Below are 12,416 nucleotides of genomic sequence, written 5' to 3'. Positions count from 1 at the left end.
GGACACGGACAGCGAGAGGCGGTGGGCGGGATGCCCGTATGGGACGACCTGGTGGGACAGGAGCGGGTCCAGGCACAACTGGCCGCCGCCGCCCGTGACGCCGACGCCTTCGTCACGGCCGCCGCCGACGGCGCCCCGCCGCCCGCCGCGTCCAAGATGACCCACGCGTGGCTGTTCACCGGCCCGCCCGGCTCCGGCCGGGCCACCGCCGCACGGGCCTTCGCGGCCGCCCTCCAGTGCGTCAGCCCCGACCGGGCGCTCGGCGGGGAACCCGGCTGCGGGTTCTGCGACGGCTGCCACACCACCCTGGTCGGCACCCACGCCGACGTGGAGATCGTCCGGACCGACCTGCTGTCGATCGGCGTCAAGGAGACCCGCGACCTGGTCCGCCGCGCCCAGCTGTCGCCGGCCGTCGGGCGCTGGCAGGTCATCGTCCTGGAGGACGCCGACCGCCTCACCGAAGGCGCCGGCAACGTCCTCCTGAAGGCCGTGGAGGAGCCCGCCCCGCGCACCGTGTGGCTGCTGTGCGCGCCCTCCCTGGAGGACGTACTGCCCACCATCCGCTCCCGCTGCCGGCACCTGACCCTCGGCACCCCGTCCGTGGAGGCCGTCGCCGACCTGCTGGTGCGGCGCGACGGCGTCGAACCCGAAGCCGCGTACGCCGCCTCGCGGGCCACCCAGGGCCACATCGACCGCGCCCGCCGGCTCGCCACCGACGGGTCCGCGCGCGCCCGCCGCGCCTCCGTGCTGAAGCTGCCGCTGCGCGTGGACGACGTGGGCGCCTGCCTCAAGGCGGCGCAGGAACTGGTGGACGCCGCCGCCGAGGACGCCAAGCAGGTCGCCGAAGAGGTGGACGCCAAGGAGACCGAGGACCTCAGGGCCGCGCTCGGCGCCGGAGCGGGCGCGGGCAGCCGCATGCCGCGCGGCACGGCCGGCGTGATGAAGGAACTGGAGGACCGGCAGAAGCGTCGCCGGACCCGCACCCAGCGCGACACCCTCGACCTGGCCCTCACCGACCTCACGGGCTTCTACCGGGACGTGCTGGCCATCCAGCTCGGCTCGCGGGTGGCCATCGCCAACGAGGAGGTGCGCCACGACCTCGACCGGGTCGCCCGTGCCTGCGGCCCCGAGCGGACCCTGCGCCGCATCGAGGCGATCATCGCCTGTCGCGACGCCCTCGACCGCAACGTCGCCCCCCTGCTCGCGGTCGAGGCGATGACGATGGCCCTGCGCGCGGGCTGACGGCCTCACCCGTCCGAGCGACGCGGCGCCGCGCGTGGCCGGAGTCGCCCGCGGTCCGGGTCGCGGTGTGCCGCGCGGGGTCCGGCCGGGCACACCCCCGATCCGCGCCCGCCGCGGGAGGGCCGCCCGGCCGTCGCCCGCCCGACGGGGCCGCCGGGCAGCACGTAGGCTCGCCGCATGGACACCAGGAGCCTGCTGCGTACCACCGGGACCGTGATCGCAGCCGCCGGGCTGCTGCTCTCCGGATGCACCTCCGGCGGTACGGACCTGGCCTCGGCGGAGACGGCCGCCGTACCGGCCGGGCTGCGCACCTACTACGACCAGAAGCTGAACTGGCGCGACTGCGGCGTCCCCGGGTTCCAGTGCGCCACGATGAAGGCGCCGCTGGACTACGCGAACCCCGGTTCCGGGCAGGACGTCGAGCTGGCGGTGGCCCGCAAGGTGGCGACCGGGCCGGGCAAGCGCCTCGGGTCGCTCCTGGTCAACCCCGGCGGGCCGGGCGGCTCCGGGATCGGCTACCTCCAGGCGTACGCGGGCATCGGCTATCCGGCCGCCGTACGGGCCCGCTACGACATGGTCTCCTTCGACCCGCGCGGGGTGGCGCGCAGCAGCCCCGTCGAGTGCCTGACCGGGCCGCAGATGGACCGCTTCACCCAGGTCGACCAGACCCCGGACGACCAGGAGGAGCGGGCCCGGCTGGTGGCGGCGTTCAAGGAGTTCGCGGCGGGCTGCGAGGAGCGCTCCCGGCGGGTCCTGCCGCACGTCTCCACCGTCGACGCGGCCCGCGACATGGACATGCTCCGGGAGGTGCTGGGCGACCCGAAGCTGAACTACGTCGGCGCCTCGTACGGCACCCTGCTCGGGGCGACGTACGCGGACCTCTTCCCGAAGCGGGTGGGGCGGCTGGTGCTGGACGGGGCGATGGACCCCTCACGGCCGGCGCTCGAACTCAACCGCGACCAGACGGAGGGCTTCGAGACGGCCTTCCGCTCCTTCGCCAAGGACTGCGCGAAGCAGCCCGACTGTCCCCTGGGCCAGGGCGACCCCGACGCGGTGGGGCAGCGGCTGAAGGAGTTCTTCCGCAAGGTCGACGAGCAGCCCGTGCCGTCCGGGGACCCCGCGCGCCCGCTGGGCGAGGCCCTCGCGACGACGGGCGTGATCGCGGCCCTGTACGACGAGAGCGCGTGGCCGCAGCTGCGCGAGGCCCTCAAGGAGGCCATGGACGGCGACGGCGCCCCGATGCTGGCCCTGGCCGACAGCTACTACGAACGCGAGGGCGACGGCTCGTACGCGAACCTCATGTACGCCAACGCCGCCGTGAACTGCCTGGACCAGCCGGCGGCCTTCGACGGCCCCGACGCGGTGGACGCCGCCCTGCCGTCCTTCCGGAAGGCCTCCCCGGTCTTCGGGGCCGGGCTGGCGTGGGCCTCCCTGAACTGCGCCTACTGGCCCGTGAAGGCCACGGGCGCGGCGAAGCCGCTGACGGCGAAGGGCGCGGCGCCCATCGTGGTGGTCGGCACGACCCGCGACCCGGCGACCCCGTACAAGTGGGCCGAGGCCCTGGCCGGCCAGCTCGACTCGGGCACCCTGCTGACCTACGACGGCGACGGCCACACGGCGTACGGGCGGGGCAGCGACTGCGTCGACACCGCCGTCAACCGCTACCTCCTGGAGGGCCGCGCCCCCGCGAACGGCACCCGCTGCTGACCCCGAACGGACCTTGGTTCGGGGCACCCGGTTTAACCCTGTAGACTTGGCGCCGCTGCTGATGAGAGTCTCCCACCAGGGAGTTCCCATCTCCCGCGGTGCCGCCTTAGCTCAGTTGGCCAGAGCAACGCACTCGTAATGCGTAGGTCTCGGGTTCGAATCCCGAAGGCGGCTCAAGGAAGGCCCAGGTCAGATCATTTCTGACCTGGGCCTCTTTGCGTTGGTCGCCTCGGGGGCGGGGGGTGCGGGCGGGCGGGGCGGGCGTAGGGCGATGTGGAGTACGGCCGCCCCGAGGAACGTGATCAGCATGATCCAGAGCGCGCCGACGTGCAGGGCGTGGACGAACGCCTCGTCGGCGGCCCGGGCGAGGGCGGGGCGGTGGGTCGTCGCGGCGACGTGGCGGGCCGCTTCGGCGGAGACCCGGGCCCGTTCCCGGACCGCCTCGGGCGCCCCGTCCAGGGCGGGTTCGATCGCGCGCCGGTACGCCAGCGACATGATCGTGCCGCCGACGGCGATCCCGATCACGCCGCCGGTCTGCCGGACGGTGTTGGTGACGGCCGACCCCGCGCCGGCCCGCTCCAGCGGCAGCGTGGCGATCAGGGCCGCGGTGACCGGGCCGAGCACCATGCCGATGGAAAGGCCCTGGAGGAGGAGCAGGAGGCCGATCGCCGTGAGGGGGGTCTCCAGGCCGAGGAGTCCGTAGGCGCCCATGGTCAGGGCCGCCACGGCGAGGGCCGGGACGGTGACGACCCGCAGGGACAGGCGGCGGACCAGGCGGGCGCCGACGGGCGCTCCCAGGATCGCGCCGAGCGCGGTCGGCAGGCCGGCCAGGCCCGCCTCCATCGGTGAGTGGCCGCGCGCGCCCTGGAGGTAGAAGGCGTTGGCGAAGGTGATGGCGGAGACGGCGAAGAGCAGCAGGCCGAGGGCGGCGTTGCCGCCGCCGAACGCGCGCCGTGCGAGGAGTCGGGGATCGAAGCCGGGCGCCTCGACGCGCAGTTCGACGAGGACGAACGCGGCCAGCAGGACCAGTCCGGCGACGATCGGCCCCCACACGTCCGGGCGGCTCCAGGCCGTCGCCTGTCCCGCCCGGATCAGGCCGTAGGCGAGCGTCGCGAGGCCGCTGATCGACAGCAGCATCCCGGCCGGGTCCAGCGGGCGCACCACGGGGCTGCGGAAGTTCGGGACCAGCAGGGCGATGCCGATCAACGCCACCACCGCGACCGGGACGTTGACCAGGAAGACCGAGCCCCACCAGAAGTGGTCGAGGAGCACCCCGGCCAGCACCGGGCCCACGGCCATGCCGACCCCGGCGGACGTCGAGGAGACGGCGATCGCGGTCGAGCGCGCCGGGCCGGTGAAGGTCCACATGAGCAGGGCCAGGCTCGCCGGCATGATCAGCGCGCTGCCGACGCCCATCGCGGCCCGGGCGGCGATCAACCGGCCGGCGTCGCCGGCGTACGCCGCCCACACCGAGGAGAGCGTGAACACCACCAGGCCCGCCGTGAGCACGGTCCGGTGGCCGAAGCGGTCGCCCAGGGCGCCCGCGGTGAACATCAGGGTGGCGAAGGCGAGCGTGTAGGAGCCGGTCGCCCATTGCAGCTCGGCCGGATCGGCGTTCAGCCCTCGGGCCGGGTCGGCGAGGGTCTCCAGGGTGGTGCTGAGGACGGTGTTGTCCAGCCAGATCAACAGGGAGCACACCATGAGGACCGAAAGGATCGACCGCTGCCTGAATTTCGAAAGGGTGGGGGTGGTCATGAACGCCTTCGGGAGTGATCGGGAAAGCCTGCCGAGCGGAGACCGTAGGGAATTCGGCAGGTGTGTGTCAACACGCTTTGTCGGGTGGGTGGTTGGTGGTTCTCCGGGGAAAGGCGAGGGCATGGCTCGGTGGTTTTCGTCAATGCTCGGACAGGGCTCTCGTGGGGCATGTGACCAGGTGTTCTGTCAACTCTCGGCTTCTCGGTGAGCGGGTCGGAATTTCCTTCTTCGAATTCGACGCGGGAATTCCGATCGGAGTCGCCGGTCGGAGGGGGCGGGGATACGTTGGAGGGGTGGGGCGGGCCGGGCGCGGGACGGGTTGGAGGCCGGGCATGAGCACTTCGAAATTCGGTGGCGGGGCGCGTGGCGGGGCGCGCGGCAGGGCGCGGTGGATCGGTGTGGCGGCCGCGCTGGGGTTGCTGGTCCCCGGCGGGGCCGCGGCGGCGCACGCGGGGCAGGCGGGGCAGGCGGGGCGGGCGGGGGACGCCGCCGCGCCGCCCGCGGCGGTGGCGGCGCCGTCGCAGGAGTTCCCGCGGCTCACGCCGGCCGTGGCGGCGAAGCTGGACGAGGCCGTGCGCGAGGTGCAGGCGCGGGCCGCGATCCCCGGGGTGATCGTGTCGCTGTCGGCCCCGGGCAAGGGGGAGTACGTCCGGGCGTTCGGGGTGGCGGACAAGGCCACGGGCGCGGCGATGACCCCGAACCTGAACATGCGGATCGGCAGCGAGACCAAGACCTTCACGGTGACCGCCCTGCTCCAGCTGGTGGACCAGGGCAAGGTCGGCCTGGACGACCCCATCGGGAAGTACGTCTCCGGGGTCCCGAACGGCGACCGGATCACCCTGCGCGAGCTGGCCGGCATGCGCAGCGGCCTGTTCAACTACTCCGAGGACGAGGACTTCTTCAAGGCGCTGACCAGCGATCCGCAGCGGGAGTTCACCCCGCGGGAGCTGCTGGCGTACTCCTTCAAGCACCCGGTGAACTTCGCGCCGAACGCGAAGTTCCAGTACTGCAACACCAACCTGATCCTGCTGGGGCTGGTGGTCGAGAAGATCAGCGGGCAGCCCCTCGCCGCGTACGTCAACGAGCGGGTCTCGAAGCCCGCCGGGCTGCGGCACACGCTGTTCCCGGTCGGCGCCGAGTTCCCGACCCCGCACGCCCACGGCTACACGAACCAGACCGCGGACGGGAAGACCGCGGACGCCACCGACTGGAACCCCTCCTGGGGGTGGGCGGCCGGCGCGATGATCTCCGACCTGCCGGACCTGCGGAGCTGGGCGAAGACCCTGGCCACCGGCACCCTGCTCACGCCCGCGACCCAGGCCCAGCGGCTGAAGGTCAGCCCGGCGGGCAACCTCCCCGACACCGGCTACGGCCTGGGCATCTTCAACGTGGACGGCTGGATCGGCCACAACGGCTCGCTGCCCGGCTACCAGTCCCTGACGATCTACCTGCCCGCCGAGCAGGCCACGCTCGTGGTGCTGCTCAACACCGACACCGCCTACGAGGGGGCCGAACCCAGCACGCTCTTCGGCGAGGCCATCACGAAGATCGTCACCCCGGAGCACGTGTACCGACTGCCGTCCCAGGGGGCCACCCCCGCCCACTGACCCGCGCACCGACCCGCCCGCCGGACCCGCTCGCGGGCCCCGCGCGCACAATGGCTGCCATGCAGACGAACGGTGTGGTCATCAGGGTCGCCGCGGAAGCGGATCTCGACGTGGCCGCGGAACTCTTCCGCGGCTACCTCGACTTCTACGAGGTGGACGTCGAGGACGAGGGGCGCCCCCGCGCGTTCCTCGCGGAGCGGATCGCGAAGGACGAGTCGCTGGTGCTGCTCGCCGAGGTCCCCGGCGTGGGAACGGTCGGCTTCGCGCAGGTCTACCGGATGTTCTCCTCCCTGACCCTGCGCACGGCGTGGCTCCTCAACGACCTGTACGTCGCCCCGTCCGGCCGACGCACCGGCGCCGGGAGGGCGCTGCTCCGCGAGGTGCTGGACCGGGCGAAGGAGGCCGGGGTGGCGGGCGTGCAGCTGGAGACGGCGTACGACAACCACGTGGCGCAGGGCCTGTACGAGTCGGAGGGCTTCGTCCGCGAGGAGTTCCACGTGTACTTCCACGATCTCGGCTGAAACATTTCCGCACGGCCATCGCGTCAAGGGGGTGACACGGACGCGAGGGGGAGTGCATGCGACAGGGCCGCAGAGACGGTTTCCGTGAGTTCGCGGCGGGCCGATCGGGACATCTGTACCGGTCGGCCTGTCTGCTGGCGAGCGGGGACACGCATCTCGCCGAGGACCTGGTGCAGGAGACCCTGGGACGGATGTACCTGCTCTGGGGGCGGATGTCGCGCGTGGAGCACCCGGCGGCGTACGCGCAGACGGTGTTGGTACGGGTCTTCCTGACCCACCGGCGCCGCCGCTCGTCCGGGGAGCGCCCGGTCGGGGACTTCCCCGAACCGGACGGGCGCCCGGCGGGTTCCGGCGCCGATCCGGCGCTGCGGCTGACGCTGCTGGAGGCGCTGGGCCGGTTGGCGCCCAAGGACCGGGCCGTGTTGGTGCTGCGGTACTGGGAGGACCGCAGCGTCGAGGAGACCGCCGAGGCGATGAAGGTCAGTTCGGCGGCCGTACGGACCCGCTCGTCGCGGGCGCTGAACCGGCTGCGCGAGCAACTCGGCGGGAGCCTGACCGAGTTCGTGGGCCACTGAGCGGGCGAGGGCCGAAGCCGGCCGCGCTCCGTGCCGTTCAGCCCCTCTCCGTCCCCCGTCCTGCATGTTCCGTCCCCCGGCCCCACGCGGAAGGTTTCGTTCCCCATGTCCTTTGACGATGAGCTCGGCGAAGCCCTCCGCGGCGTGGGCGCCGGATTCACCCCCGATCCGCACGCCCTGGTCGAGGCCGGGGAGCGACGCGGACGCCGACTGGTGGCCCGGCGCAGGGCCGCCGTCGCCGGCGGATCGGTCCTGGCCCTGGCCCTCGTCGGGTCCCTCGGGGCCTGGAGCGGCGGCCTGATCGGCGGCTCCGACGGGGCCGACGTCGCCTCGGCCCCCACCCTGCCGGGCCGCGGCCCGGCAGGCTCCGGACCGCCGCCCGGCGAACGGGCCGGGAGCGGCGCCGTCACCGCCGCGCAGTTGATCGACGTACTGCGCTCCCTCACGCCGGGCCCGCGGCTCACCGACACCTGGGGCCGCGGGACCGAGGATCCCGGCCCCGTCGCCGCCGGGATCCTCGACGACGGCAGGGGGAGGGGCTCCATCGGGGTCAGCCTCGGCCGGATCGACCCCGCCGGGGACATCGCCCGCGACCTGACCACCTGTCCCCGGCGCGAGGACGTCGGCTTCGACTCCTGCGTCGAGCAGCCGCAGCCCGACGGCTCCCGACTGCTGCTGATCCAGGCGTACGACTACGACGACCACCGCAAGTCCGTGAAGAACTGGCGGGCCACCCTCGTCACCCCCCAGGGCTTCGTCGTCGACGCCGACGAGAGCAACGCGGCGCAGAGCAAGGCGTCCCCGGTCACCAGGCCGGAACCGCCCCTGACCATGGACCGGATGAAGGCGCTCGTCCTCTCCGAGAAGTGGCGGCCCGCGCTCCAGGACCTGCCGCCCGCCCCCTCGGAGAGCCGGCCGCCCGCCGGGCAGGGCGAACCCGACGCGAAGAACACGCTCGAACTCCTGCTGCGCGGCTACGGGATCCCGGTCGTCGACCGGGGCGGTGACGGCGGCTACGGCTACGTCGTCCTCGACGACGGCAAGGGCGGCTCGCTCGTCGAACTGAGCATCAAGCGCCCGGCGGACGGCAGGGACGCCGGCACCGGCGCCGACTTCTCCTCCGGCACGACCGCCCAGCCCCTCGGCGTCCTGATGAAGACCTCGCAGGGCCCCGCGCGGGGCGCCCCGTCGGGAACGGTCGCGTGGACCGTCGACACCCTCCGGTCCAACGGCGTACGCGTCACCGTCAGCGTCTACAACGCGCACCGGCAGACCGGCGCCCCCTCGCGGGCCGTGCCGGCGCTCACGATGGAGCGGCTGAAGGAGGTCGCGCTCAGCCGGAAGTGGCCCGAGGTGGTGGGGCGCTGAGGGGGCGTCGGCGGCGAGGGTCCGGGGGCGGACGCCGTCGGGCTACTTCGCGTCGGCGTAGCACTCCACGACCGCCGTGGTGAACGGGAAGCGGACCGGGGTGTCGCCGAAGGCGATCCGGCCCGCCCGCTCCCCGGCCTCGCGGATCGCCTCCACGACGGCCCCGGCCTCCTCGGCGGGGCAGTGCACGATCACCTCGTCGTGCTGGAAGAACACCAGCTCCGCCCGCATCCCCGCCGCGTCCAGGGACTGGCGCAGGGCGGCCAGCATCAGCAGGGCCCAGTCGGCGGCGCTGCCCTGGACGACGAAGTTGCGGGTGAACCGGCCGCGGGCGCGGGTGTCGGAGGAGGCGTAGCTCGGTGTCCAGGCGTCCTCCCGGGAGCCCTGCTCCTCCCGGCCGGCGGGGCCCTCCTGCGGGATCCCGGCCTCGCCGTCGTCCTCGGCGCCGGCGGCGCGGGCGGGCGGCGGGGAGGTGCGGCCCAGCCAGGTCCGCACGAGGCGGCCCTCCTCGCCGGCGCGGGCGGCGTCGTCCACGTAGGCCACGGCCAGGGGGAAGCGGCGGCGGAGCGCGGCCAGGTTCTTCAGGCCGTCGCCGGAGGTCTGCCCGTAGACGGCGCCGAGCACGGCCAGCTTGGCCTTCTCCCGGTCGCCGGCGAAGGTCTGGCGGGAGATGGCCGTGTAGAGGTCCTCCGGGCGACCGGCCACCTCCATGAACGCCGGGTCCCGGGAGATCGCGGCCAGCACCCGGGGCTCCATCTGGTCGGCGTCGGCCACGACCAGGCGCCAGCCGGGATCGGCGACGACGGCCCGCCGGATCACCTTCGGAATCTGTAGCGCGCCCCCGCCGTTGGTCACCCAGCGGCCGGTGAGGGTGCCGCCGGGGACGAACTCGGGGCGGAACCGGCCGCCGTGCACCCAGTCGGCGAGCCAGCCCCAGCCGTGCGCGGTGTAGATCCGGTACAGCTTCTTGTAGGCGATCAGGGGCTCCACGGCCGGGTGGTCGACCTCCTGGATCTCCCAGCGGCGGGTGGAGCGCAGCCTGATGCCGGCGCCGGCGAAGGCCTTGATGACGTCCGCGGGCAGCTCGGGGCGGACCCGGCGGCCGAACGCGGCGGAGATCTCGTCCGCCAGCTCGGCCAGCCGGCGGGGCTCGCCGCCGCCCGCGTAGCGCTCGCCGAGCAGTTCCGTGAGCAGGGAGCGGTGTACGTCGGCCCGCCAGGGCAGGCCCGCGCGGTGCATCTCGGCGGCGATCAGGAACGCGGCCGACTCGGCGGCGGTGAGCAGGCGCAGCCGGTCGGGGTGGGCGGTGGCGGCGTGCCGGCGGGCCTGGTCGGCGTGGATCGCGAGGAGCGCGTCGAGGGGGACGGGGACGCCGGTGCCGGGGTCGAACAGGGAGTCCTGCGTGCCGGGCTCCGCCGCGCGCTGCGGGGGGTCCGGGGGGACGGGGGTGTTCGTGAGCCGGGCCCAGGCGGCCGCGGCCGAGCGGGGTTCGCCGTAGCGGCCCTCGTGGCCGAGGAGCAGCAGCTCGGCCACCTCCACGTCGTAGCAGCGGTCCACGCGGAGGCCGGCGGCGAGGAGGCCGGGGTAGACGGCGGCGGTGGAGCGCCAGATCCAGCGGGTGGCGGAGGGGGCGGAGCGGATCGCTTCCGCGGGGGTGCGGTGGCGGGTGGCGGCCGTCGCGGGGCGTTCGGGGCGGTCGGGGCGGCCCGGTGTGGGGAGGGGCGCGGGCGCGGCGTGCCACCAGCCGTCGGCGTCCTCGGCGAGGGCCCAGGGGGTGGGGTGGTCGCTCACGGGGCGAGTGTCTCACCGGGGTCTGACAGTTCCCCCTGGTCGGGCGGGCGGGCGGCGGGTGGGACGGATGGGTGGGTACGGGGCCCTGCGGGGCGGTGGCTCGGGGTGGGACGGGCGGGGCCGCTGCGCGGGCCGTGCTCCCCGCCCCGCCCTTCCTCCGTTCCCCGGGGCTGCGCCCCGGACCCCGGGCGCGGGAGCTGCGCCCCGGGCCCCGTTTCGGGGGCTCCGCCCCCGGCCCCCGTGCGTCGGGCCCCGTACGTCGGCCCCCGTGCGCCGGGCCCCGAGCCCCGTGCGTCGGACCCCGTGCGCCGGGCCCCGTGCGTCGGGCGCCGGCGGGGCTGAGGGGGGCGGACCGGGCGTCGGCGGGGCTCCCGGACCCGTAGGTCTGCCGGGCCGGATCGGCGCGTCGGGCGGTGAGGGGCCGGGGCGCGGGGGGTTTCGGGGGGCGTGCCAAGCTGAGGGGGTGAGTGAGTACGTCGGGATCGTCGACCGGGCCTTCGGGGCCGCCCTCTACGCGCGCGATGACGCCGGGCTGGACACCGGGGCCTCCGTATTGGCCGCCGACGCCGGGCGCTGGGGCGGGGTCGGGTGCGAGTTGCTCCGGCGCGGCGAGGCGTACGTACGGCAGGCCTGGGAGCGGGGGTGGCGGCCGGCGGACGTGCTGCGGCTGGTGCGCCGGGACCTGGACGGGATCCACGTCGGCATCACCGAGGACCTGATCGCGGCCGAGGCGCGGCGTTACGCGCGGCTGCCCGAGCGGTGGAGCGACGCCGAGGTCTGGTGGTCGGGGGACGAGGCGTACGCCGACGGGCTCGCCCGGCGCGTCAGGGCGGACCGGTTCACGCTGTCCACCGCCCTGCTGGAGGTGTTCCGGCTGCTGATCCGGCTGCCCTCCATCGAGCCGGTCGGGCCGGTGCCGGGCGACCCGGCCGGGGACGCCCTGGAGCACGCGCACATCGAGCCGCGCATGCTCGGCCGCATCCGGGCCCTGCTGGCGAAGGCGGAGGCGACGGACTACCCCGAGGAGGCGGAGGCGCTCAGCGCGAAGGCGCAGGAGCTGATGGTCCGGCACACGGTGGACGAGGCGCTGCTCGCGGTGCGCGGAGGCGCTCCCGCGCAGGTGCCCGGGGCCTGCCGGATCGGGGTGGAGCCGCCGTACGAGGAGGCGAAGGCGGTCCTGCTGGACGCGGTGGCGGGCGCGAACCGCTGTCGGGCGGTGTGGAACGGAGCCTTCGAGTTCTCCACCGTGGTCGGCTTCGAGAGCGATCTGGAGGCGGTGGAGCTGCTGTACACCTCGCTGCTCGTCCAGGGCACGGCGGCGATGACCCGGGCCGAGGCCGCGCAGCGCGCCGGCGGACGCAAGCGGACCAAGACCTTCCGGCAGTCCTTCCTGCTGGCCTACGCCGGCCGGCTCGGCCGGCGGCTCGCGGAGACGGCCGAGCACACCGCCGCCGAGGCCCCCGACCGCCTGCCCGCCCTGGTGGCCCGGGACGTGGCCGTCGGGGCGCGGGCCGACGAGATGTTCCCCCGGACGACCACCACCCGCCTGCGCGGGGCCACCGACCACGCGGGCTGGGAGGACGGCACGGCCGCCGCCGACGCCGCCCACGTGGGCCGCGGGCGGCCGTCCCTGCCGTAGCCCGACAGGGCCCGGGGGTGCGCTCTACGGGCCGTCCTCCGTACGCATGGCCCTGGCCTCCGACTTCAGGATGCGCATCGAGCGGCCCAGCGAGCGGGCCGTGTCGGGGAGCTTCTTCGACCCGAAGACCAGCAGGCACACCACCAGGACGACGATCAGGTGCCAGGGCTCTACGGCGTTGCGGAGCATGGGCGTTCCACCTTTCGGACGA

General features: G+C 74.7%; 10 protein-coding genes and 1 tRNA gene. 8 read left to right on the top strand and 3 right to left on the bottom strand.

Annotated elements, in window-relative coordinates; all coding sequences use genetic code 11:
• The first annotated feature begins 30 nt into the window (after positions 1-30).
• The 3 genes from ACZ6ZI_RS08435 (at position 31) to ACZ6ZI_RS08425 (ending at position 3,123) form a co-directional block, all read left to right on the top strand.
• Complete coding sequence (locus tag ACZ6ZI_RS08435) at positions 31-1,242, top strand: DNA polymerase III subunit delta' (protein WP_469517908.1); 1,212 nt, start codon at positions 31-33, stop codon at positions 1,240-1,242.
• A gap of 177 nt (positions 1,243-1,419) precedes the next feature.
• Positions 1,420-2,949, top strand: a complete 1,530-nt coding sequence (locus ACZ6ZI_RS08430; RefSeq protein ID WP_469517905.1) for an alpha/beta hydrolase — start codon at positions 1,420-1,422, stop codon at positions 2,947-2,949.
• A 100-nt stretch (positions 2,950-3,049) separates the two neighbouring features.
• Positions 3,050-3,123, top strand: a tRNA-Thr gene (locus ACZ6ZI_RS08425).
• Between the two features lie 15 nt (positions 3,124-3,138).
• On the opposite strand, the gene ACZ6ZI_RS08420 is transcribed toward ACZ6ZI_RS08425, so the two are convergent.
• Positions 3,139-4,704 (bottom strand): MFS transporter, encoded by a 1,566-nt coding sequence (locus ACZ6ZI_RS08420; RefSeq protein ID WP_469517904.1) that lies wholly within the window; start codon positions 4,702-4,704, stop codon positions 3,139-3,141.
• Positions 4,705-5,036: 332 nt separating this feature from the next.
• Here ACZ6ZI_RS08420 and ACZ6ZI_RS08415 point away from each other — a divergent pair, with 332 nt between their 5' ends.
• From ACZ6ZI_RS08415 to ACZ6ZI_RS08400, 4 genes are all read left to right on the top strand, one after another.
• Positions 5,037-6,311, top strand: coding sequence for a serine hydrolase domain-containing protein (locus tag ACZ6ZI_RS08415; RefSeq protein ID WP_469517902.1), 1,275 nt, complete (start codon positions 5,037-5,039; stop codon positions 6,309-6,311).
• Positions 6,312-6,370: 59 nt separating this feature from the next.
• On the top strand, positions 6,371-6,832 hold the full coding sequence (locus tag ACZ6ZI_RS08410; protein WP_469517900.1) for a GNAT family N-acetyltransferase: 462 nt from the start codon (positions 6,371-6,373) through the stop codon (positions 6,830-6,832).
• Positions 6,833-6,888: 56 nt separating this feature from the next.
• Positions 6,889-7,407, top strand: coding sequence for a SigE family RNA polymerase sigma factor (locus ACZ6ZI_RS08405; protein WP_363057322.1), 519 nt, complete (start codon positions 6,889-6,891; stop codon positions 7,405-7,407).
• A 105-nt stretch (positions 7,408-7,512) separates the two neighbouring features.
• Positions 7,513-8,775, top strand: coding sequence for a hypothetical protein (locus ACZ6ZI_RS08400; protein ID WP_469517897.1), 1,263 nt, complete (start codon positions 7,513-7,515; stop codon positions 8,773-8,775).
• Between the two features lie 42 nt (positions 8,776-8,817).
• Here ACZ6ZI_RS08400 and ACZ6ZI_RS08395 read toward each other — a convergent pair whose 3' ends face one another.
• Positions 8,818-10,566 (bottom strand): bifunctional 3'-5' exonuclease/DNA polymerase, encoded by a 1,749-nt coding sequence (locus tag ACZ6ZI_RS08395; protein ID WP_469517895.1) that lies wholly within the window; start codon positions 10,564-10,566, stop codon positions 8,818-8,820.
• 463 nt (positions 10,567-11,029) lie between these two features.
• Here ACZ6ZI_RS08395 and ACZ6ZI_RS08390 point away from each other — a divergent pair, with 463 nt between their 5' ends.
• Positions 11,030-12,205 (top strand): DUF2786 domain-containing protein, encoded by a 1,176-nt coding sequence (locus ACZ6ZI_RS08390; protein WP_469517893.1) that lies wholly within the window; start codon positions 11,030-11,032, stop codon positions 12,203-12,205.
• Positions 12,206-12,229: 24 nt separating this feature from the next.
• On the opposite strand, the gene tatA is transcribed toward ACZ6ZI_RS08390, so the two are convergent.
• The gene (tatA, locus tag ACZ6ZI_RS08385; protein ID WP_469517891.1) at positions 12,230-12,394 is read right to left on the bottom strand and encodes a Sec-independent protein translocase subunit TatA; all 165 of its coding nucleotides are present in this window, start codon (positions 12,392-12,394) and stop codon (positions 12,230-12,232) included.
• Positions 12,395-12,416: the final 22 nt, after the last annotated feature.

This window comes from Streptomyces sp. NPDC103540, from assembly GCF_055584445.1.
Note: the sequence above shows the minus strand (reverse complement) of the source record. Positions and strands in the feature narration are given on the sequence as shown.